The sequence below is a fragment of the Micromonospora sp. CPCC 205539 genome (assembly GCF_036906815.1).
In the GTDB taxonomy this organism is placed as follows: Bacteria; Actinomycetota; Actinomycetes; order Mycobacteriales; family Micromonosporaceae; genus Micromonospora.
The window spans coordinates 129,654-150,340 of sequence record NZ_JBAKHW010000018.1; the positions used below are offsets into that span (position 1 = coordinate 129,654).

General features: G+C 71.6%; 24 protein-coding genes and 1 pseudogene. 12 read left to right on the plus strand and 13 right to left on the minus strand.

Annotated features, from left to right (window positions below):
- Nucleotides 1-2 precede the first annotated feature (2 nt).
- Nucleotides 3-1,049: a glucose 1-dehydrogenase gene (locus V6V47_RS17880; RefSeq protein WP_334629390.1), complete on the minus strand. Its 1,047-nt coding sequence runs from the start codon at nt 1,047-1,049 to the stop codon at nt 3-5.
- Nucleotides 1,050-1,168: 119 nt separating this feature from the next.
- On the opposite strand from V6V47_RS17880, the gene V6V47_RS17885 reads away from it, so the two are divergent.
- Both V6V47_RS17885 and V6V47_RS17890 read left to right on the plus strand, forming a co-directional pair.
- Nucleotides 1,169-1,873: an NADH-quinone oxidoreductase subunit C gene (locus V6V47_RS17885; RefSeq protein ID WP_334629391.1), complete on the plus strand. Its 705-nt coding sequence runs from the start codon at nt 1,169-1,171 to the stop codon at nt 1,871-1,873.
- Nucleotides 1,873-2,835 (plus strand): complex I subunit 1/NuoH family protein, encoded by a 963-nt coding sequence (locus V6V47_RS17890; protein ID WP_334629392.1) that lies wholly within the window; start codon nt 1,873-1,875, stop codon nt 2,833-2,835. The genes V6V47_RS17885 and V6V47_RS17890 overlap by 1 nt, the downstream gene beginning before the upstream one ends.
- Before the next feature lie 158 nt (nt 2,836-2,993).
- Here V6V47_RS17890 and V6V47_RS17895 read toward each other — a convergent pair whose 3' ends face one another.
- Complete coding sequence (locus V6V47_RS17895; protein WP_334629393.1) at nt 2,994-4,019, minus strand: glutathione S-transferase family protein; 1,026 nt, start codon at nt 4,017-4,019, stop codon at nt 2,994-2,996.
- A gap of 108 nt (nt 4,020-4,127) precedes the next feature.
- Between V6V47_RS17895 and V6V47_RS17900 the strand changes: the two genes are divergently transcribed.
- The 10 genes from V6V47_RS17900 to V6V47_RS17945 all read left to right on the plus strand — a co-directional run bounded on the left by V6V47_RS17900 (nt 4,128) and on the right by V6V47_RS17945 (nt 14,133).
- Nucleotides 4,128-4,559 (plus strand): ester cyclase, encoded by a 432-nt coding sequence (locus tag V6V47_RS17900; protein WP_334629394.1) that lies wholly within the window; start codon nt 4,128-4,130, stop codon nt 4,557-4,559.
- 49 nt (nt 4,560-4,608) lie between these two features.
- Complete coding sequence (locus V6V47_RS17905) at nt 4,609-5,232, plus strand: NuoI/complex I 23 kDa subunit family protein (RefSeq protein ID WP_334629395.1); 624 nt, start codon at nt 4,609-4,611, stop codon at nt 5,230-5,232.
- Between the two features lie 34 nt (nt 5,233-5,266).
- Entirely contained in the window at nt 5,267-5,788 is a 522-nt protein-coding gene (locus V6V47_RS17910) for an NADH-quinone oxidoreductase subunit J family protein (RefSeq protein ID WP_334629396.1), read from the plus strand.
- Nucleotides 5,785-6,153: an NADH-quinone oxidoreductase subunit NuoK gene (gene nuoK, locus V6V47_RS17915; RefSeq protein ID WP_334629397.1), complete on the plus strand. Its 369-nt coding sequence runs from the start codon at nt 5,785-5,787 to the stop codon at nt 6,151-6,153. Before V6V47_RS17910 ends, nuoK begins: the two co-directional genes overlap by 4 nt.
- Entirely contained in the window at nt 6,150-8,084 is a 1,935-nt protein-coding gene (locus V6V47_RS17920; protein ID WP_334629398.1) for an NADH-quinone oxidoreductase subunit 5 family protein, read from the plus strand. Before nuoK ends, V6V47_RS17920 begins: the two co-directional genes overlap by 4 nt.
- Entirely contained in the window at nt 8,084-9,592 is a 1,509-nt protein-coding gene (locus V6V47_RS17925) for a complex I subunit 4 family protein (RefSeq protein WP_334629399.1), read from the plus strand. The genes V6V47_RS17920 and V6V47_RS17925 overlap by 1 nt, the downstream gene beginning before the upstream one ends.
- On the plus strand, nt 9,589-11,073 hold the full coding sequence (locus V6V47_RS17930; RefSeq protein ID WP_334629400.1) for an NADH-quinone oxidoreductase subunit N: 1,485 nt from the start codon (nt 9,589-9,591) through the stop codon (nt 11,071-11,073). Before V6V47_RS17925 ends, V6V47_RS17930 begins: the two co-directional genes overlap by 4 nt.
- A gap of 111 nt (nt 11,074-11,184) precedes the next feature.
- A complete protein-coding gene (gene htpX, locus V6V47_RS17935) occupies nt 11,185-12,063 on the plus strand; it encodes a zinc metalloprotease HtpX (RefSeq protein ID WP_334629401.1) in 879 nt (292 codons plus the stop codon).
- A gap of 145 nt (nt 12,064-12,208) precedes the next feature.
- Entirely contained in the window at nt 12,209-13,468 is a 1,260-nt protein-coding gene (locus tag V6V47_RS17940) for an MFS transporter (protein WP_334629402.1), read from the plus strand.
- A 134-nt stretch (nt 13,469-13,602) separates the two neighbouring features.
- Nucleotides 13,603-14,133 carry a dihydrofolate reductase family protein gene (locus V6V47_RS17945; protein WP_334629403.1) on the plus strand — a complete coding sequence of 177 codons (531 nt, stop codon included), beginning with the start codon at nt 13,603-13,605 and terminating at the stop codon, nt 14,131-14,133.
- 56 nt (nt 14,134-14,189) lie between these two features.
- Here V6V47_RS17945 and V6V47_RS17950 read toward each other — a convergent pair whose 3' ends face one another.
- From V6V47_RS17950 to V6V47_RS18000, 11 genes and pseudogenes are all read right to left on the minus strand, one after another.
- Nucleotides 14,190-15,404 carry a tyrosine-type recombinase/integrase gene (locus V6V47_RS17950; protein WP_334629404.1) on the minus strand — a complete coding sequence of 405 codons (1,215 nt, stop codon included), beginning with the start codon at nt 15,402-15,404 and terminating at the stop codon, nt 14,190-14,192.
- A 13-nt stretch (nt 15,405-15,417) separates the two neighbouring features.
- Complete coding sequence (locus V6V47_RS17955; protein ID WP_334629405.1) at nt 15,418-15,606, minus strand: helix-turn-helix domain-containing protein; 189 nt, start codon at nt 15,604-15,606, stop codon at nt 15,418-15,420.
- Between the two features lie 22 nt (nt 15,607-15,628).
- Nucleotides 15,629-17,422, minus strand: a complete 1,794-nt coding sequence (locus V6V47_RS17960; protein WP_334629406.1) for a replication initiator — start codon at nt 17,420-17,422, stop codon at nt 15,629-15,631.
- Entirely contained in the window at nt 17,422-17,685 is a 264-nt protein-coding gene (locus V6V47_RS17965; RefSeq protein ID WP_334629407.1) for a hypothetical protein, read from the minus strand. Before V6V47_RS17965 ends, V6V47_RS17960 begins: the two co-directional genes overlap by 1 nt.
- On the minus strand, nt 17,682-18,506 hold the full coding sequence (locus V6V47_RS17970; RefSeq protein ID WP_334629408.1) for a DUF2637 domain-containing protein: 825 nt from the start codon (nt 18,504-18,506) through the stop codon (nt 17,682-17,684). Before V6V47_RS17970 ends, V6V47_RS17965 begins: the two co-directional genes overlap by 4 nt.
- Nucleotides 18,493-18,783, minus strand: coding sequence for a hypothetical protein (locus V6V47_RS17975; protein ID WP_334629409.1), 291 nt, complete (start codon nt 18,781-18,783; stop codon nt 18,493-18,495). Before V6V47_RS17975 ends, V6V47_RS17970 begins: the two co-directional genes overlap by 14 nt.
- Nucleotides 18,780-19,166 (minus strand): RRQRL motif-containing zinc-binding protein, encoded by a 387-nt coding sequence (locus V6V47_RS17980; protein ID WP_334629420.1) that lies wholly within the window; start codon nt 19,164-19,166, stop codon nt 18,780-18,782. Before V6V47_RS17980 ends, V6V47_RS17975 begins: the two co-directional genes overlap by 4 nt.
- A 20-nt stretch (nt 19,167-19,186) precedes the next feature.
- The gene (locus V6V47_RS17985) at nt 19,187-19,489 is read right to left on the minus strand and encodes a hypothetical protein (protein WP_334629410.1); all 303 of its coding nucleotides are present in this window, start codon (nt 19,487-19,489) and stop codon (nt 19,187-19,189) included.
- A complete protein-coding gene (locus V6V47_RS17990) occupies nt 19,489-19,884 on the minus strand; it encodes a DUF6197 family protein (RefSeq protein WP_334629411.1) in 396 nt (131 codons plus the stop codon). Before V6V47_RS17990 ends, V6V47_RS17985 begins: the two co-directional genes overlap by 1 nt.
- Before the next feature lie 86 nt (nt 19,885-19,970).
- Nucleotides 19,971-20,180 (minus strand): hypothetical protein, encoded by a 210-nt coding sequence (locus V6V47_RS17995; protein WP_334629412.1) that lies wholly within the window; start codon nt 20,178-20,180, stop codon nt 19,971-19,973.
- A pseudogene (locus V6V47_RS18000) lies at nt 20,177-20,687 on the minus strand (FtsK/SpoIIIE domain-containing protein); the annotation flags it as partial. The pseudogene V6V47_RS18000 and the gene V6V47_RS17995, both read right to left, overlap by 4 nt.

Below are 20,687 nucleotides of genomic sequence, written 5' to 3' on the forward strand. Positions count from 1 at the left end.
CCTCAGGAGGCGAAGTCCAGCACCACCTTGATGTCGTCCGGGCCGGCGGTGTACGCCTCGGCGTACCCCGCCACCGGCACCCGCCGCGTGATCAACGAGGTGAGCCAGCCCTGGTCGGCCCGGGTCAGCGACTGCGCGGCCAGGTCCCAGTGCCGCCGGTTGGCGTTCACCGAGCCGAACACCACGTTGTTCTCCAGCACCAGCGCCCGGTTGAGCGCTCCGGCGTCGAAGTCGATGCTCCGGCCACCGCTGGACACCCCGGCCAGGCAGACGATCCCGGTCGGGGCCGCCTTGCACATGACGTCGATGACCACCGTCGGCGCGCCGGTGCACTCCACCACCACGTCCGGCTCGAAGGGCAGGTCGTTGACCGGCACCGTGTGGTACGTGGCACCGAGTGCGGCGACCAGCTCCGGCTTCGGCCCCTCGGTGGCCCGGTCCAGCACGTGGACGGCGAGCCCGCGCTGAGTGGCGAGCAGCGCGGCCAACAGCCCGATCGGCCCCGCGCCGGTCACCAGGACCGTCTGCGGCTGCCACTCGGCCCGGTGCCCGATCCGCTCGATGTGGTCCCAGGCCTTGGCCACCACGCTGGTCGGCTCCAGCAGCACACCGACCTTGGTCAGCGCCGGGTCGAGCCCGACCGCGAACCGGGGCTGGATCCGCCAACGGTCGCGCGCGAAGCCGTGCAGCGCCTTGATGCCGTGCTCGGTGTACAGGCCGTTGCGGCACATGTCCCATTCGCCGACCGCGCAGTTGGGGCAGGGCTCCGGGTCGGGGTACCGGACGATGCCGGCCACCAGGTCACCGGGTTGGAGGGTGCCGGTCGGGTCCTCGAGCACCCGGCCCAGCGACTCGTGCCCGATGACCAGACGGTCGGCACCCGGCGGCGCCTCGCCGTACTCACCGGAGATGATCTCGTGGTCGGTGCCGCAGATCCCCACGGCCAGTGCCTCGACCAGGATCGCGCCCTCTTCGGCGGCCGGCTCCGGCTGATCGTCGATGAGGCGTAGCGAATTGGCGACCCCGGGTGTCACAGTCACAGCGCGCACGCCCTCATCCTTCCCCGCCGGCCGCCCCGCCGCTCGGCAAAGCCGCCAGATCGCCGGCTCCCGCCGGTGGGCCGGCGCGGGCCGGACCGGTGCCAGCGGGACGCCATAGGATCAGCGGCATGACTCCCGAAGAGGTCGGCGCTCGGCTGGTCGCGCTGCTCGCGCCGGTTGAGGCGACCCCGTCGGTCTCCGGTGGGCAGCGGTACGCCCGTGCCACCGTCGACGTACCGCCGGCCAGCTGGCCGGACGCGCTGCGCGCCGCCCGCGACGACACCGAGCTGGCCTGCGACTTCTTCGACTGGCTGTCCGCGGTCGACGAGCTGACCGAGGGTTTCGACGTGCTGGCGCACCTCTGGTCGACCCGGCTGCGGCACGGCGTGCTGCTGCGTACCCGGCTGCCCCGCAGCGCGCCCACGGTGGCCTCGGTGGTCGAGCTCTACCCGGGTGCGGCCTGGCACGAGCGCGAGACGCACGAGATGTTCGGCATCGGTTTCACCGGTCACGGGGAGCTGCGTCCGCTGCTGCTGCCGCCGGAGTTCGAGGGTCATCCCCTGCGTAAGGAATTCGTGCTGGCCTCCCGGGTGGCCAAGCCCTGGCCCGGTGCCAAGGAGCCGGGCGAGTCCGAGGCCGGCGGTGGTCGTCGACCGATCCGCCCGCCGGGTGTGCCGGCGCCGGGCGAGTGGGGGCCGACACCCACGCCGGCCGGGGCGGGCGGTGTGGGAGAGGGCCCGCGTGGCGGCACGCCGGCCCGACCGACCGGCGAGCGTCCGGCGCGGCCGGCTCCGCCAGCGCGCGGCGAACAGACTGACGGGGGTACGGCCTGATGCCGCTCTGGGTGGAGCTGGTGCTCCGGGTGGGCGCCGTGCTGGTCGCGTTCCTCACCCTGCCGTTGCTGGTCGGTCAGGCCGAGCACAAGGTGATGGCGCACATGCAGGGCCGGCTCGGCCCGATGTACGCGGGTGGCTTCCACGGCTGGGCACAGCTCGTGGCGGACGGGGTCAAGTTCGTACAGAAGGAGGACGTCACCCCTCGCGACGCGGACCGGGCGGTGTTCCGGTTGGCGCCGGCGGTGGCCCTGGTGCCCTACCTGCTGGTGCTGCTGGTCATCCCGCTCGGCCCGAACGACCTGGTCGGCCAGCCACTCGACATCGGCCTGTTCTTCGTGCTGGCCGTGGTCGGTGTCGGCGTGGTGGCGGTGCTCATGTCGGCCTGGGCTTCGGCCAACAAGTACAGCCTGCTCGGCGGGCTGCGCGGGGCCGCCCAGCTGCTCGGCTACGAGCTGCCGTTGGTGCTGGCCGCCGCCTCGGTGGCGATGGCGGCGGGCACGCTCAGCCTCTCCGGCATCGTCGAGGCCTGGCAACCCTGGTGGCTGCTCTGGCAGGCCCCCGCGATGATCATCTTCTTCGTCGCGGGGTTGGCCGAGATCCGTCGGCCCCCGTTCGACATGCCGATCGCCGACTCGGAGCTGGTCTTCGGCTACATGACCGAGTACACGGGCCTGCGCTTCGCCTTCTTCCTGCTCGCCGAGTACGTCGGCATCGTGGTGATCGCCGCGCTCACCACGGTGCTGTTCCTCGGTGGCTGGCAGGGCCCGTTCGCCGACGAGCAGCTCGGCTGGCTCTGGACCCTGCTCAAGATCTTCGCTGTGGCCTTCGTGATCATCTGGCTGCGGGTGTCGTACCCCCGGCTCCGGGAGGACCAGCTCCAACGCCTCTGCTGGCTGGTGCTGGTGCCGGCCTCCCTCGCGCAGCTGGTCCTCACCGCAGCCATCCGCATCGCCCTCTGACACCTCGGCCGCCTGCCCCGCCCCGCTCTCGGCCCGGCCACGCCACAGCCGTGCCGATCTTGCAGTTTCTGCCCCGACAAATGCCGCTGAACGGGGCATTTCAGCGTCACAAAGTGCAAGATCGGCGCGCAAGGGAGGGCGTGGACCTCGGGCGCCGGTCAGCGCAGCGGCGTGTGGGCGGGGTCGACGCGTTCGGCCGGCGGCGGAGGCGGCGGTGGTGTGCCGTCGCCGAAGGGGCGACCGCCGAGGGCGTCCCGGCCGTGCGGGGTGAGCCAGTTGCGCAGGTCCGGGCCGAGCGGGACGATCCCGGTCGGGTTGATGTCGCGGTGCACCTCGTAGTAGTGCCGCTTGATGTGGTCGAAGTCGATGGTGTCGCCGAACCCCGGAGTCTGGAAGAGATCCCGCGCGTACGCCCACAGCACCGGCATCTCGCTCAGCTTCTGCCGGTTGCACTTGAAGTGGCCGTGGTAGACGGGGTCGAAGCGGGCCAGCGTGGTGAAGAGCCGCACGTCGGCCTCGGTGATGGTGTCGCCGACCAGGAAACGCTGGTCGGTCAGGCGTGCGCTCAGCCAGTCCAGCCGCTCGAAGAGCCGGTGGTACGCCTTGTCGTACGCCTCCTGGCTGCCGGCGAAACCGCACCGGTAGACGCCGTTGTTGACATCCCGGAACACCACGTCGTTGACCTCGTCGATCTCCGCCCGCAGGTGTTCGGGGTAGAGCTGTGCTGCGCCCTCACGGTGGTACGCGCCCCACTGGGTGGACAGGTCGAGGCTCATCTGCGCGTAGTCGTTGGTGACCACCTGGCCCGTCGGCACGTCGACGATCGCCGGCACGGTGATGCCGCGCTCGTAGCCGGGGAAGCGCTTGAAGAAGGCCTCCTGAAGGCGCTCGATGCCGAGCACCGGGTCCCGGCCGCCGGGGTCGAGGTCGAAGGTCCAGCTCCGGGCGTCGTGGGTGGGACCGGCCACCGCCATCGAGATGGCGTCCTCCAGGCCGAGTAGCCGCCGTACGATGATCAACCGGTTGGCCCATGGGCACGCGCGGCTGACCGCCAACCGGTAGCGGCCCGGCTCCACCGGGTACCCGTCCCGCCCGTCCTCGGTGATCCGGGTGGCGATGTAGCGCTGATCCCGGGTGAACTCGCCACCCGGCTCGACGTACTTCCCGCCTGTCTCCTCGCCCACGAAGCCCTCCCGGTCCGGTTGCCGTGTCCGCCCTATCCTCGCGGATCAACGGCCGTCCCGCCTGCCGGTCCGGCGGGGCGGGGCTGGGTTCCGGTTACCCTGCCCGTCATGACGGATGTGGAGGCGACGGCCCGGCGCTTCATCGCCGACGTGTGGAACGCCCGCCGGGAGGAGTCCGCGTACGAGCTGATCGCCGAGGAGTGCCCGGGGCTGGGCGGCACCGGGCCGGAGGCGACGCTGGCCTGGCACCGCGAACGGCGGGCCGCCTTCCCCGACCTGCGTTACAAGATCGTGGACGTGGTGGCCGCCGGCGAGCGGGTTGCGGTGCACTGGCGGGCGGCCGGCACCCAGGCCGGGCAGTTCGGGCCGGTGCCGGCGACCGGGCAGGTGGTCAGCTATTCGGGGGCGACGTTCCTGCGCTTCGACGAGGCGGGCCGGATCGTCGAGGTGTGGAGCTGCAACGAGCTGTTCCAGCTCCTGCAACAGCTCGGCGTCGAGATGCTCCCGCCCACCGGCGGTATGAGCGTCACCGGGGCGTGATCCACCGCCGGACGGGTGGTGGTCGCGCGCGCCGAGGCCACAGGGCAGGATGGTCGACATGAGCGACCCCAGCGAGCACGGCGATCCGGCCGCCGGCACCGGCGAGCGCGGCCTCCCCGGCGCGGGCCTGGTCAAGGGGCTGGCGGTCACCTTCAAGACGATGACCCGCCGCTCGACCACCCAGCAGTACCCGGATGTGGCCCCCGAGCTGCCGCCCCGCTCGCGCGGCGTGATCGCGCTGTCGGAGGAGAACTGCACGGTCTGCATGCTGTGCGCCCGCGAGTGCCCGGACTGGTGCATCTACATCGACTCGCACAAGGAGGAGGTGGTGGTGCCCGGCGCCGCCCGCCCCCGCCAGCGCAACGTGCTCGACAAGTTCGACATCGACTTCTCGCTCTGCATGTACTGCGGCATCTGCATCGAGGTCTGCCCGTTCGACGCGCTCTACTGGTCCCCCGAATTCGAGTACGCCGAGTACGACATCAAGGACCTGCTGCACGACAAGGACCACCTCGGCGAGTGGATGGCCACCGTTCCGCCGCCGCCCGCGCACGACCCGAACGGCGAGCCGGCCAAGGAGGAGACCGCGGCCGCGCGCAAGGCGGCCGCCGCGCGTCCGGCCCCGTCAGCGGTACGCCCCGAGCCCGGCGCCGACCCGGGTCCCGCGTCGTGACCGGCCGACACTCCTTGGCCGTGGGGGCGGGCCGGTGACCGGCGCGGATGTGCTGCTGATCGCTCTCGGCGCGGTGGCGCTCGGCTCCGGCGTGCTGGTGGTGACCACGAAACACCTGGTGCGGGCCGGGCTCTACCTGGTGGTCTGCCTGGGCGCGCTGGCCGGCGACTATCTGGTGCTCGGCGCCGAGTTGGTGGCCTGGGTGCAGGTGCTGATCTACGTGGGTGCGGTGGTCGTGCTGCTGCTGTTCGCGGTGATGCTGACCCGGGCGCCGATCGGTGCCTCCGACGACCTGGACCGGCCCGGCTGCCCGGCGGCGCTGATCGGTGGCGGCGCGGGGCTGGGGCTGACGGTCCTGCTGGTCGACGCGTACCGGTGGAGCACCGTCGAGTTGCCCGGCGCGGGCACCGCGGAACGGTTGGGGGAGCAGATCTTCCAATCCTGGGTGCTGCCGTTCGAGGTGCTCTCCGTGTTGCTGCTGGCCGCGCTGGTGGGCGCGGTGGTGCTCTCCCGTCCGGACATCGGCCGCCGGCCCGAGCCGGAGGCGCGCCGGTGAGGCCCGTCATCCCGTACGTCACCGCCGCGCTGCTGTTCGGCCTGGGCGTGTACGGCGTGCTGCGTCGACGCAACGCCGTGCTGGTGCTGATGGCGGTCGAGCTGATGCTCAACGCGGTCAACCTGATCCTGGTCACCGCCGACACCACCGCGCGTGCCGTGCTGCCGCACTCGGGTCAGGTCTTCGCGCTCTTCGTCATCGTCCTCGCGGCCGCCGAGATCGGGGTGGGTCTGGCGATCGTCCTCCAGCTCTACCGGTTGCGGGCGAGCGTGGCGGTGGACGAGGTGCCGCTGACCGAGCCGACCGAGTCGCCGCAGCCCGCCGTCGCCGGCACCGCCGGCCGTGACTCGGAGGTGGGCCGGTGAGCGGGCTGCTCGGGGCGCTGCTGCCCGCCGTACCGCTGGTTGCCGGGCTGCTCGGTCTGCTGCTGCCGCCGGCCCCACGGCACCGCACGTCCGACGCCGGCGGCGGTGACCTGGCCCGGCGGCTGGCCATCGCGCTCGGGGTGACCGGTGCGGTCGGCGCGCTGGCGCTGGCCATCGCGCTGCTGGTCACGGTCGACGGCCCGCGCGAGACGTCGACCACCTGGGTCGACTTCGGCGGGCTGACGGTGACGCTCGGCGTCCGGCTGGACGGCGCCGCCGCGTTGGTCGCGGTGGCGGTCGCCGTGGTGGCCCTGGCCGTGCAGGTCTACTCGATCGGTTACCTGCGGCGTGGCCCGCACGACGACGTCGACGTCGATCACCGCTACCCGCCGTACGCGGCGCAGATCAGTCTCTTCACCGCCGCGATGCTGCTGGTGGTGGTCGCCGGTGACCTGATGATGGTGCTGGTCGGCTGGGAGGTGATGGGCATCTGCTCGTACCTGCTCATCGCCCACGACCGCCGACTGGCCGGCGCGCCCGCCGCCGCGATGAAGGCGTTCCTGGTGACCCGGGTCGGCGACGTCGGTTTCCTGCTCGGCATCGCGCTGCTCGGCGTGTCGACGGGCAGCTTCCGGATCGCCGACGTGCTCGCCCACGACCACTCCACCGCGACCCTGACCGCGGCGGGCCTGCTGCTGCTGGCCGGAGTGGCCGGCAAGAGCGCGCAGTTCCCGCTGCACACCTGGCTGCCGGACGCGATGGCCGGTCCGACGCCGATCTCCGCGCTGATCCATGCCGCGACGATGGTCGCCGCCGGCGTGTACGCGGTGACCCGGCTCTATCCGCTGTTCACGGCCGCGCCGGTCACGCTGACCGTGCTCGGGGTGCTCGGCTCGATCACCCTGCTGCTCGGTGCGCTGGCCGCCACCGCCCAGGACGACATCAAGCGGGTGCTGGCCTGGTCGACCGTCTCCCAACTGGGTTACATGACCGGCGCGCTGGCGGTCGGCTCACCGTCGGCGGCGCTGTTCCACCTGCTCACCCACGCCGCGTTCAAGGCGCTGCTGTTCCTCGCCGCCGGCGCGGTGATCCACGCGGTGGGCACCACCCTGATGTCGGAGATGGGCGGGCTGCGCCGCAGCATGCCGGTGACCTTCTGGAGCACGGTGGTGGGGTTGGGCGCGCTGGCCGGGGTGCCGCCGCTGGCCGGCTTCTGGAGCAAGGACGGTGTGCTCATGGTGGCCGAGGCTGCCGCACGGGAGGGCACCGGCCCGACGCCCTCCTGGTTGGGCTGGCTGGTCTGGCTGACCGGCCTGGTCGGCGTGGCCATCACCGCCTGGTACGCGGGCCGCCTGCTGCTGCGGGCCTTCTTCGGCACCCCTCGGCTGCCGCTGGTCCGGCCGCACGACCCGCCGGCCGTGCTGCGCTGGCCGGTGCTGCTGCTGGCCGTACCGGCCGCCCTGCTCGGTCTGGCGGGGTTCGTCGGGGCGTTCTCCGACCGGCTGCGATTCGCCACCGTGCCGGTGGCGGGCGCCGAGGACGGTCTGGTCCACCTCGGGCCGGGGGTGCTGTTGCCGCTGGCGTTCCTGCTGGTCGGCGCGGGACTGGTGGTGTTGGGCTGGCGCCGGGACAGCGCCGCCGATCCGGCGGCCGCGCTGGGTCCGCTGCGGCCGATCTTCGCCCGCGCGTTCCGGCTCGACGACGTCCAGCACGCCCTGGTGGTACGCCCCGTCCGGGCGCTGGCCCGGGCCGTGCGCACCGGCGACGAGGTGGTCGTGGACGGGGCGGTCGAGGGCAGCGGGCGGGCCGCGTCCGGTCTGGGTGCCGGCCTGGCCGCGCTGCATCGGGCGGCGTTGCCCCGCGCTGCCGCCGGGGTGCTCGCCGGCGCGCTGCTGATCGGGCTGGCCGCCGCACTGATCGGAGCCATGTGATGGATGTGGGGCAGGCGCTGCTGGTCGCGGTCCTCGCGGTGCCGGCGCTCGGCGCGGTCGCGGTGGCGGCGACGCCCGGGGACAAGGCGGCCCGGGTGGTCGGCACCGTCGTGGCCGCCCTGACCCTGCTGGCCACGGTGCCGTTGGTGTTCGGTGACCAGGGCTGGTTCGCCTGGTCACCCGGCGCGCCGGCGGTGCGTCCCTGGCACCAGGTGGACCTGCCCTGGGTGCCCGGTCTGGACCTGCGCTTCCACCTCGGCGTCGACGGCATCTCCTGGCCGCTGGTGGTGCTGACCGCGCTGCTCACGCTGCTCTGCTGCGGCTACACGCTCTGGCGGGTGCCGGCCGGTGGCAGCGGCCGGACGTTGGTCGCGTTGCTGCTGGTGGTCGAGGTGGGCATCCTGGGCACCTTCCTCGCCCTGGATCTGGTGCTGTTCTTCCTGTTCTTCGAGATCGTCCTCCTACCGATGTACGCGATCATCGCCGGCTGGGGTGGCGCGGACCGGCGCCGGGCGGCGCGCAAGTTCGCGCTCTACACGCTGCTCGGCTCGGTGCTGCTGCTGGTCGGCGTGTACGTCGTGGTCGCCGCCGCCGGCACCGCCGATCTGGCGGCGCTGACCGGTGGCAGCGGGCTGTCCCGGAGCACCCAGCTCACGGCGTTCACGCTGCTGGCGTTGGCCTTCGCGGTGAAGAGCCCGCTCTGGCCGCTGCACTCCTGGCTGCCCGACGCACACACCCAGGCGCCCACGGTCGGCAGCGTCGTCCTGGCCGGGGTGCTGCTCAAGATGGGCACGTACGGCCTGATCAGGGTCGCGGTGGGGGTGGCGCCCGAGGGGGCTCGCTGGGCAGCGCCGGTGCTCGGCGTACTGGCCGTCGCCGCCATCCTCGTCGGCTCACTGGTGTGCCTCGCGCAGACCGAGGTGAAGCGGCTGATCGCCTACTCGAGCGTGGGGCACATGGGCTTCGTGCTGCTGGGCGTCGCCACACTGACCACCACCGGCATCCAGGCCGCGCTGATCGGCAACGTCGCGCACGGGGTGATCACGGGCCTGCTGTTCTTCCTGGCGGGCGCGGTGAAGGACCGTACCGGCACGGGCAGCCTCGCCGAGCTGTCCGGGCTGCGGGAGACCGCGCCCCGGCTGGCTGGCCTGCTCGCATTCGCGGCGATAGCGTCGCTCGGCCTGCCCGGTCTGGCCGGCTTCTGGGGGGAGGCGTTCGCGGTGATCGCGGCGGTCGAGGTGGGCGGCCCGCTCTGGACGACTCTCGGGGTGCTGGCCGCGGTCGGTGGCGCGCTCACCGCCGCGTACTTCCTGCGGCTGCTGCGTCAGGTCACCCATGGCCGGGCGAGTACGGCGGTCGGCAAGGTCGGCCCCGGCCTGGCCGGCGCGGAGTTGACCGCGTGGGTGCCGCTGGTGCTGCTCGCGCTGGCCATCGGGCTGGCCCCGGCTCTGATTCTCGGCGTCGCCGAGGACCCGGTCGACGCGCTGGTGGGGGTGGTCTTCCCATGACCGGGGTGCAGAGCGTGGACAGCGTGGCGTTGCTCCCGGCCTACCTGGCCGCCGGCACCGCCGTACTCGTGCTGGTCGTCGACCTGCTGGTGGCCCGACCGCGCGCCACGGTCGCGGTGGCGGCGCTCGGCGCGCTCGGCACCGCCGCCGGCGCCATCCTGGTCGGGGCGGGCGGGGAGCGCCGGACGTTCTGCGTCGGCGCCGACTGCTCCTGGATCTTCGGCGGTCGCGCGGCCCTGATCGGCGCGGTGGTTGCCCTGCTCACCCTGGCTGTGCTCGGGCTGTCCGCGCCCGCGCTGCGAGCCGGGCCAACGCCGGTGGGGGAATACTGCTTCCTCCTCGCCTGCTCGATGACCGGCGGTGTGGTGCTCGGCGCGGCCGGCGACCTGATCACGCTGATCGTCGCGCTGGAGACGCTGACGCTGCCGCTCTACGTGCTGGTCGGCCTGCGCCGGGGGAGCCTGGCCAGCGCCGAGGCGGCGGTCACCTTCTTCGTGGTCAGCGTGGTGGCCACCACGCTGACCCTGCTCGGCGCGGCACTGCTGTACGCGGTCACCGGTGGGTTGCACCTGGATCGGCTCGGCGCGCTGCTCGCGGCACAGCCGGAGCTGCGGGACCTGCCGCTGACCACCGCCGCGGTGACGCTGGTGGTGGTCGGGTTGGCGTTCAAGGTGGCGGCGGTGCCGTTCCACGCGTGGGCACCGGCCACCTACGACGGGGCGCCGCTGCCCGTCGCCGCGTACCTCTCCACGGCGTCGAAGCTCGGCGGTGTGGTCGCGCTGCTCGCCGTGGTCCAGCGGGCGTTGCCGGCCGACCAGACCGGTCCGGTGCTCGCCGTGCTCGCGGTCCTCACCATGACCGTCGGCAACCTGGTCGCCCTGCGCCAGCGCCGTACCGTCCGGCTGCTCGCCTGGTCCTCGGTCGCGCAGGCCGGCTACATCCTCGCCCCGCTGGGGGCGCTCGCCATGGCCACCGGCCGCACCGGTGAAGGGCAGGCCGCCGCGTACGCCGCCGCGGTGGCGTACGTCGTCTTCTTCGTGGTGCTGGAGCTGGCCGCGTTTGCCGGGGTGACCGCGTTGCGCCCGACGGGCGCGGACGGCGGCACGCTGGACGACCTGCGTGGGGCGGCTCGCCTCCACCCGTGGCAGGGTGCCGCGCTCGGTCTCGCGCTGATCGGCCTGGCCGGCCTGCCGCCCGGCCTCGCCGGGCTGTTCGCGAAGGTGACCGTGGTCCGGGCACTGCTGGACAGCGGCGTCACCTGGCTGGCGTTGGTGGTGGCCGTGAACTCGGTGATCGGTCTGGCCTACTACCTGCGGGTGACCGCGACCCTGTGGGCGCCGCCAGCGACGTCCACCGCGGCCGGCGGCGCGGTGGCCGTACCCCTGAGGGGTGTGGTGGCGGTGGTGCTGGCGGTGGCGACGGTGGCCGCTGTGGTGCTCGGTGTCGCTCCGCAACTGGTGCTCGACCTGGCCGGCCGCTGACGCGCGGATCGGGTCTCAGTCAACTCTCAGCGTTGAGACGGATGGTTGGCGGGTACCGGGTTGTTGAACCGGTCAGCGGATCCCGGCGATCCGTGCACCGAAGGAGAGATCGTGCACCACAACCGTCTGAAGACCGCCGCGCTACTCGGCCTGCTCACCGCCCTGATCCTCGCGGTGGGCTACGGGTTCGGTGGCAGTGGCGGCCTGGTCATCGCCGTCCTCGTGTCGCTGGTCATGAACGGTGTTTCCTACTTCTTCTCCGACAAGCTCGCACTGCGCTCGATGCGGGCGCAACCGGTCACCGAGGCGCAGTTCCCCGAGCTGTACCGGATGGTGCGTGAGCTGGCGACCGAGGCCCAGCAGCCGATGCCGCGCCTCTACGTCAGCCCGACCTCGCAGCCCAACGCGTTCGCCACCGGGCGCAACCCGCAGCACGCGGCGGTCTGCGTGACCCAGGGCATCACCGAGGTCCTCGACTACCGTGAGCTGCGCGGCGTGATCGGGCACGAGCTGTCACACGTCTACAACCGGGACATCCTCATCTCGAGCGTGGCGGCCGGCCTGGCCGGCATCATCACCCTGCTGGCGAACCTCGCCTGGTTCATCCCGCTGGGCGGTGGGAGCGACGACGAGGACGGCCCGAACCCGGCCGTACTGCTGCTGACCCTGATCCTGGGTCCGATCGCCGCGACGATCATCCAGCTGGCGATCAGCCGCAGCCGGGAGTTCCAGGCGGACGCCTCCGGCGCCGAGCTGAGCCGCGACCCGCTGGCCCTGGCCAGCGCGCTCCGCAAGATCGACGCGGTGGCCCGTCAGCGCCCGCTGCCGGCTCAGGGCACGCTCACCAGCAGCGCGCACCTGATGATCGCCAACCCGTTCTCCGGTGGTGCCGTGGCCGCGCTCTTCTCGACCCACCCGAAGATGGCGGACCGGGTCGCCCGGCTGGAGCGGATGGCCGCCAACTCGGGGCCGGTCCAGTTCCAGCGCTGACCCGCTGAGTTCCGTACTCCGCCCGTACCCGGTCGCACCGGGTACGGGCGGAGTGCTGTCCGCGACCGATAACCGGTACTGTCCTCCGACCGTCGGCGTTAGGGTCTAAACGGCTCACACTCATTACATCCTCGGGAGGTTCACGGTGGCGGCACTGCGCCAGTACCTGGGTGTCTGGCGGATCCCCGGCGCACCGATGCTGCTGGTCACCGGCGTCATCGGCCGACTCGGGATCGGCATGACACCGCTGGCGCTGCTCCTGGTCGTCGAGCAGGTGACCGGCCGGTACGCGCTGGCCGCGGTGGCGGGCGGGATCTACGCCGTCGCCGGTGCCGCGCTCAGCCCGGTGGCCGGCCGGATCGCCGACCGGGTCGGGCCGAGCCCGGTGCTGCTGGTCACCGCCGTGGCCCACCCGTTGGCGCTCACCGGGCTGCTGCTGGCCAGCCGGTCGGGCGACGACGCCCTGGCGGCCATCTACCTCGCCGCCGCCGTCGCCGGAGCCACCTACCCGCCGCTCACCGCCGCCATCCGTGGCGCGTGGAACGACCTGACCGGCCCCGGCACCGGGCGGTACCCCCTGCGCAACACCGCGCTGGCCGCCGAGACCTCGCTGTTCGAGATTGTCTTCGTGCTCGGCCCGCTGCTCGTCGCCGCGTTCGTCCTGGTCGCCGACGCCGCCGCCGCGCTCATCGGCGCCGCCGTGGTCACCCTGGTCGGTACCACCGCCGTGGCACTCGGCCAGGTGATGCGGAGCTGGCGCCCGCACGCGCGCGAGCACCACGCCCGAGGGCTCGGCCCGCTGCGGGTCGCCGGCTTCCCGGCGCTGCTGATCTGCGTGGCCGGCCTGGGCATCGCGTTCGGTGCCGCCGGGGTGATCGTTCCGGCGTACGCGAGCGGCCACACCACCGGTGACTCGGAGAGCCTGGCCGGCCTCCTGCTCGCGGTCTGGGGGATCGGCAGCGCCATTGGTGGTTTCTGGTTCGGCGTCCGCAAACCCGCACCGAACATGACCCGGCAGTTCGCCCTGCTGCTTGCCGCGCTGGCCGGCACCTTCGTGGTGTTCGCGGTGATGCCCACACCGCTGGCGCTGGGCGTCGCGCTGGTCGTCGGTGGGGCCACCATCGCGCCCGCGCTGACCCTGGAGAACACCCTCGTCGGCCGGATCGCCCCGACCGGCATGCTGAACGAGGCGTACACCTGGGTGGTCACGGTGGCGGTGGCGGCGAGCGCCGCCGGCGGCTCGGTCGCCGGTCTGATCGTGGACCACGCCGGCGGCGTGCCGTGGGCGTTCGTGTTCGCCGGAGCGGCGGTCGCCGTCGGGGCCGCGGTCGCGGCGCTGCCCGCCGGGCCCATCGCCCGCGCGGAAGCCTCGACGGTACGCACCGACGAGCCCGTCGCCGTCTGACCATTTCTGTTGCCGCGGCTCTTCCTGTTGCCACGGCTTCCTTGATGTCGGGCCATCTCCGGCCGGCGGATAACCCGACATCAAGGAACCAGGGTCTTGCCTCCCACCACCGGTGGTCCAGCAGACTGACCGTCATGGCCAAACTGCTGTACTCCGCGACGGCGTCGCTCGACGGCTACATCGCCGGCCCCGGCGGCGACATGTCCTGGCTGACCGAGCACCTCATGGGTGACAACCCGACGGCGGAGCGCCTGCTGGACAACGTCGGCGCGATCCTGGTCGGCAACCGCACCTTCGGTGGCGACGACCCGAACCGCGGCACCGACAGCGAGGGCGCCTTCGGCGGCCAGTACCACGGGCCGGTGTTCGTCCTCACCCACCGCCCGCCGGCCGAGCCCACCGCGGGCGTCACGTTCGTCGGTGACCTCGAGACCGGCGTCGCGCAGGCCAAGGAGGCCGCCGGCGACAGGTACGTGAATATCCTCGGCGCGAACGTCGCCAAGCAATGCATTCAGGCCGGGCTGCTCGACGAGATCCTCATGTTCTTCGCTCCCGTGCTGCTCGGCGACGGGGTGCGCATGTTCGACCACCCGGGCGGCACCAACGTGCGGTTGACGCCGAAGCCCGGGGAGACCGCAAACTGGTACGGCGTCAGCTACCGGTAGTTGTTGAACTGGAGAGATGCCGCCCGCTACCAGCCAGAACGTAGCCATGATCGCCGCTAGGCCGTCGCCAGGCCGTCCGAGGGTGACCCGAGCACCTTGTCGACAGCGCGCCGCGTGCGGTCCTCGCTGGCCGGCATCAGGTGCGTGTACGTGCGCAGGGTGAAGCCCGGGTCCGCGTGGCCCAGGTACTCCGACAGCGCCTTGACGCTCTCCCCAGCGTCGAGCAGGACCGAGGCGTAGAAGTGCCGCAGCGCATGCATTCCGGTGGCCCGTGAGGACTGGATCGCGGCAGCCGTCAGCGCGGGGTGCCAGTAGTCCCGGTTGAACGTATGCCGGTCCAAGGCGACGTTTGTGCGCCCATGAACGACCAGGTTGACGGTGACCGGAGCACCGCCGGGAACCTCCCACGGCAGCGTCACCGCCACCGGAGGGAACGCCTCCAGGTGACCGGTAAGGGCTGCCCCCACCGACGCGGGCAACGGAATGTCTCGCGTCTTGCGACCCTTGGGCAGCGCGTAGACGAGCCGGCTACCCACAATCTTCAACTGACGGACGACATGCAGGGTGCCCCGAAGAAAGTCGATGTCTTCCACGGCCAGGGCTAGAACTTCGCCCTGACGAAGTCCGCAGCCCGCGCCCAGGTCGACGGCGACCCGGTAGCGCGCCGGCAGGCCGGCACGGATGCCGAGCACCTGTTCCCGAGACCAGGGCACCACCTTGCGGGGCGGCACCTTTGGCGGCCGGACAGTCTTCGCGTGGCATGGGTTCCGAGCGATCCGGCCGTCGTCGACAGCCGCGTTGAGGATCGTGGCGACATTGCTGTAGGCGACGACGCGGTAGGTGGCCGCCAGGCCGAGCTGCTGTAGCGAGCGGTCCAGCTCGCGCAGATGAGTCGGCAGAATCGCGGCGAGGGACCGGCTACCGAGGAACGGGAGGATATGCCGGCGTAGCCGCCGCTCCGTCGCCTCCCGGGTCGACTCGTCGAAGGTCTGCGCGGCTAACCACTGCTCGGCGTACTGACGAAACGTCAGCTTCCCGGCGGCCGGGTCAATGTAGGTACCCCGCAGCTTGTCCGACTCCATCGAGACGAGAAATGCCTCAGCAGCCCGTTTCTCCCTGTCCGGGAACGACTTCGACCGCTCCCGGCCATCCGGCGCAATGTACCGGACCCGGTAACGAAGCCCCTTCCCATGAAGAGGGGTCTTGACCCGTTCCGACTTGCCCTCCGGACCAACAACAGCCTTGTACCAGCGATCCTCGACGTGCGCCACGACGTTCCTCCCCTCAGGCTACGGCTTGCTGCTCGAACCAGGCCCGAACGGCGTCCGGGTCGTAACGCAGATGCCGACCAACGCGGCCGGCGGGGGGACCTGTGCGGCGCTTGCGCCAGGTGTAAAGGGTCTGCACCGGGACACCGAGGTACGCCGACACGTCATCGACGGTCCAGAGCTTGGGCTGTTGCGTGGTGGTCATCTCTTCTCCCGGGGTCGAGGGGTCAGGCGGCGACCGGCGCGTTGCCGGCGGGGGTGGTGCCGAGTTCGTAAGCGAGTTCTTCGCGGCCGGTCGCGTGTCGTTCGCGGGCGAGAGCGGCGGCGGTGTTGGCGAGGAGTGCGTCTCCGGTGGTGTGCCAGCCGACGCCGGCGAAGGTGAGGGTGCCGACGATGAGCGGGGTGGTGTCGTCGAGGTGGTCGACGGCCCGCAGGGCGGCGGGTTGCTCGTCGGCCTGGTGCTCGTGCTCGTGCCGGCGGAAGGCGACGCGGGTCTCGCGTAGGAGTTGGAAGGTGACGGAGTAGCGGCGAGCTTTGGTGAGGAAGTGGCCGCCGTAGCCGAGCATGTGTGCCCAGCGGCGTAGCCGGGCGTAAGGGTTGCCCGTTGGTTTCGTCGGTTCAGCGTCAAGGCTGGCTTGACGGTCGGCGACGCAGGTGGGGCAGGCGGCGTAGCGGGTGTGGGTGCCGCAGTCAGAGCAGGTCCAGCGGTCGACGAAGCCGGGTGTAGGCCGGTGGTCCCGGGGCCGCTGCGAGAGCGGGACGGGTGTGCTGGTGGGTCGGCCGATGCGCCAGCAGGCGTCGATGAGGCGGGCGGTGTGGTCGCCGTCGGGATCGGCGTAGTCGCCGATGGTGTCGGCGGTGAGCCTGACGGAGCGGTGCCCAGTTACCTCGGTGCTCTTGGTGGCGTACTTGGCAAGGTAACCGGCGACGAGGCTGTCGGTGACCTCTCCCGTGCCGCTGGTGGCGATGGGTTCCAGGTCGAGTTGTGCGCCCCAGGTGATCGACCAGCCGCCGGCCCGGTCGGGGTGCGGTGGGGTGGTGTAGGCGATCTGCGCGGCGGCGTGGCGCAGCGCGTCGACCAGGTCGTCGACGGTGAAGCAGGACGGCGGGGAGACGATCGCGTCTGGGTCGGCGGGGTTGACGCCGTCGAGTCGGGCGATGGCGTGGAAATGGACCGCTGCGCGAGCCTGAAGCTCCGCGACTTTGCCGGGTGAGAGCCGGACCGGGGCGACCTTGCGGACCTTTCCGGAGGGGGTGACCAGCTCGACGGAGGGGACGCCGCGTCGGCGGGCGAGGTGGGCGAGGTGGCGTTCCGCGGCTTGCTTGGTGCGGTGCCACAGCTTGCCGGAGAACAGGTTCCAGACGACCTGGTGATCGTGGTCGTAGCAGTCCAGACACAGCGGCCGTCCGATCACCGTGTCGCCGGTCTCGTGTCTGGCCCAGCAGACGGCGGGGCGGCCGTGGGCGCAGATTCCGGCGGTGGGGTCGGTGGTGCGGCGGGCGTGGCACGGTTCGGCCCGGCAGTCGCAGCGCTTGCGGTTGGCGCAGGTGTGCCGTTTGACCACTCGGGCGTGCACGGTGCCGAAGGTCGGAGCGGTGAACGTGGCGAACACCGCCGGGTGCGCGGCGACCGTCTCGGGGACGCCTTTGCCGCCGACGAGGCCGGCGCGTAGGAGTTGGTAGGCGTCGCGTTGATAGGTCTGGGCGCAGGCGGGGCAGACAGCCGCGCGGCGGTTGCCGCACGCCTTGTAGATCGCGGCGTCGGGCATGTGGTCGGTGTGGCGGGCGTCGAGGAGTCGCCCGGTGGCGGGCTCGACGCTGAGGAGCTGCCCGGCGAGGCGGATGGGGCGGGTGCAGCCGGCGGCGGCGCGGACGTGCTCCAGCCAGCCGAAGTAGTCGGGTTGCTGGGCGCGGGTGAACGCGGAGCCGGCGGCGGTGTAGCCGACGAACGGGATGGTGTCGGCGTTCGAGCCCACACCCCGGGCCGAAGCGCGGGGTGTGAGGTCCAGCGTCGAAACCATCAGGCAGCCTCGGCGAGGTGCCGGGTGGTGATGGTGTGTTGGGTGACGATGATGCGGCAGGCGCCGCACTGGCGGTCGGCCGGTTCGTGCCGGTGACAGGCGACGACGGCAGTCGTGTCGCCGCAGCGGATGGTGACCGGGGTCCGGCAGGGCCCGCCGGGGATGACGTCGATGACAGCGCGTCGGGTGTCGTAGATGTGCGGCTCGGCGAAGGCCGGGCAGGTGTGGAAGGTGTAGTCGATGTCGACGACGTGGATGGTCATCGGGCACCACCGATGGGGGTGCCGTTGACGGCCGGGGTGTGGCCGGTGATGGTGTGCAGCAGTTCCCGGGCGATGTCCGGGGTGACGGAGAGCAGGTCGGCGAGTTCGTCGGTGGTGATGGGTCTGCCGGTGCTCTGTTCGTGGCGTCCGATGACGAATCGGGCGGTGGGCATCAGGTGCGCCGGAACCTCGGGCCGGGCGACCGGGATCGGGGCGAAGGCGGGTGCCGTGATGGCGGCCGGCGCAGGTACCGGCGGGATGTCAACGACCGGAGCAGGCTCCGGCGGGGTGTCGACGGCCGGGGTGGTGGTGGGCTCGGTGGCCGGTGCGGTTTCGGTGAGTTGGTTGACGGCGGCGAGGAGGGCGGCGGCTTCGGCTTGGATGGCGGCGAAGTCGGGGCGGATGCGTCCGGCGACGAGTTCGACGCCGATGACGAGGACGACGACCAGGGCGAAGACCAGGCGTAGGCCGAGGCTGCCGGGGGAGGCGAAGTTGATGGTGGCCGACAGCATGGCGGCGGCGGCGAACACGACCATGGCTCCGCGTTTGGCGTCTTTGGCGATGCCGCTGGTGCGGACGACGGTCAGCATGGACACCATCGCGGCGTCGAAGATCAGCGGAACGAGGTAGGCGAAGTAGCCGGCGTTCTGGGTCCACAAGTAGTGGGCCTGGTGCAGGTAGCTGGTCAGCAACGCGCCGAGCAAGACGAAGCGGTTGTAGCGCTTGATGGAGCTGATCGCCTTGAGCATCGTCGGGACGGCGTTGCGGGCGTATTCGGTGGCGAACTGCTCGGTGACGGCAGTCGGGTCAGTGGTGGCCATGAGGAGTCACCTCCGGAACGGTCCCGAGTTCTTCAAGGTCGGTCACGCCTGAGCAGCCGACGCAGAACAGCGGCCGTATGCCGAGGGCGGCCAGTCTGTCGAGGAAGCAGGGGATGCAGGTGAAGTCGGCGGGGAACAGGCCGTCGCCCTCGCAGATGCGGCAGACGGGCAGGCAGGCCGGGCAGGGCTTGAAGACCGGTCCAAGGATGTCGAGGATGCCGGCAGGGGTGTTCTGCTCGATGCACCACAGGCAGGAGTCAGCAAGGTTGAAGCTCACGATGGGTTCCCTTCGTGGCAGTCGAGGCATTCGCCGTAGCGGCGGGGGATGTAGTAGGGCTTGACCTGCTGGCAGATGCGGCAGGTCCGGCGGGCGAGCAGCGCTTTGGCGATGGCCTCCCGCTGGGCGGGTGTGGCGGTGCGCTTGGCCTTGGCCAGGTCGAGGCGGTAGAGGTAGGCGACCCGCCGGTTTTTGCGGTGCCGCCAATAGATCTGCGCGACCGGGTCGTGTCCTCCGGGGCGGAGGCCGGCGGCGCGGAGTTGCCGCACGGTGGCCAGCCCGGTGGGGGCGCAGTGGTAGGGGAAGGTGGGGAACCCGTAGCGGGTGCCCAGCGGGTCGTAGAACTCGACCCGGATACCGGTCCGCTCGGCCAGGTTGTCCAGGTCGACGCTGCGCAGATCGGTCACGGCTTCTCACCGCCCCAGCGCTGTTGGGCGGCTTGCTTGGAGATCCCGAGACGGGAGCCAATCTCCGACCAGGAGTAGCCGAACGCCCGAAGGCCGATCACGGCCTCACCAATCGCGTCGTCAATGACCGACGAGAGGGCGACCAGGTCGCGCAGGGCTTCCACATCGCCGGTGGCGACGCGACGGCCATGAGCGCGGATGATCCGACGGCCGAACGCGGCGAACTCGTCGTTCTCGACGACGGTGCGGCGCTTCTGCCGAGGCACCTTCGGCGTCAAGGGCTTCTTGACGGTGCTCATCAGTTCCCGCCTCCCTCGTTGTGGAGGGAGTCCCACCGGTCGGCAGCGGCGGTGAGCGTCGTGATGACCTCGGCGGCGGTGCGGCCGGGCTTGTCGTTCCACCCGAACAGGCGGGAGGTGCACCCCAGGTCGAGGAAGTCCCGCAGGACGCCCAAGGCGGCACGGAAGTCGGACCGCTCGGGCCGGTCGACACCGAACGGGAAGTCGGTGGCAGTGCCGTAGGCGGCCATGGCGATAGCGCCGGAGACGCAGGCCCGGGGGGTGAGGGCGTCGAAGACGATCGTGTAGTAGTCGCCCTGGGTCCAGCCGTGTCGGCGCAGGTAGAGGGCGGCCATCCGCAGCAGGTCAGCAGGGGTGACCGGTGCTGTGGTGGGTGGGTTGTGGGTAGCCTTCATGGCAGCCACGTCCTTTCGAATGGGTTGTTGGTGGAAGGTCGGCAGGACCGGCGAGCTTGCGAGGCAGATCCGGTCCTGTCGGCCGACTAGTTGGTGCGCAGCCGCAGGTAGCGGCGCTGGCGGGTGTCGTCGCCGCCCATCAGGGTTGGCGCGGAGACGTAGACGAGTCGGCCGCTGGCCGAGGCGACCTGGACCATGGCGGCGATGTCTTCGGGACGGCCGATGATCCACAGTTCGGTGTATTGGGCGGCCCGCTGGTTGTTCGCGCGGGCGTAGGCGCGTTCGCGGGTGGTCATGCCGCCATCTCCCACTCAGTCGGGTTGACCGCCGGAGTGCCGGTGCTGGTGCCGTTGGTGGGTCGGCGGGTCCAGGCGGCGTAGTCGGCGATGTTGTAGATGTCGGTATCGGTGAGGTAGGCCGCCTTGATACGGCGGGGAACGCCGCCTTCGGCCAGGAGGTACGCCGCGCCCTGGTTGGTGGGCGAGATGTCGGAGGCGGTGTAGCCCTGCTCGGCCCAGCCCTGACCGAGGATGATGTTCGAGCTGTTCAGCGAGGTGCACCGGAACGCGGCCCGGTAGCCGAACAGGTCCCGCAACGAGGCGGGGATGATGTCCCAGGACGGGCGCTGCGTCGCGGCGACGACCGGCATGCCGCAGGCGCGGCCGAGGGAGACGAGCCCTCGCAGGAGGGTGGAGAACTCCTCCTGCTGTGCCTTGGTGCCGAGCACCGTGGAGAACATGGCGAGTTCGTCGATGATGGTGACGATGACGGACATGCCGTCGCCGTCGGCGAGCTTGCGGCGC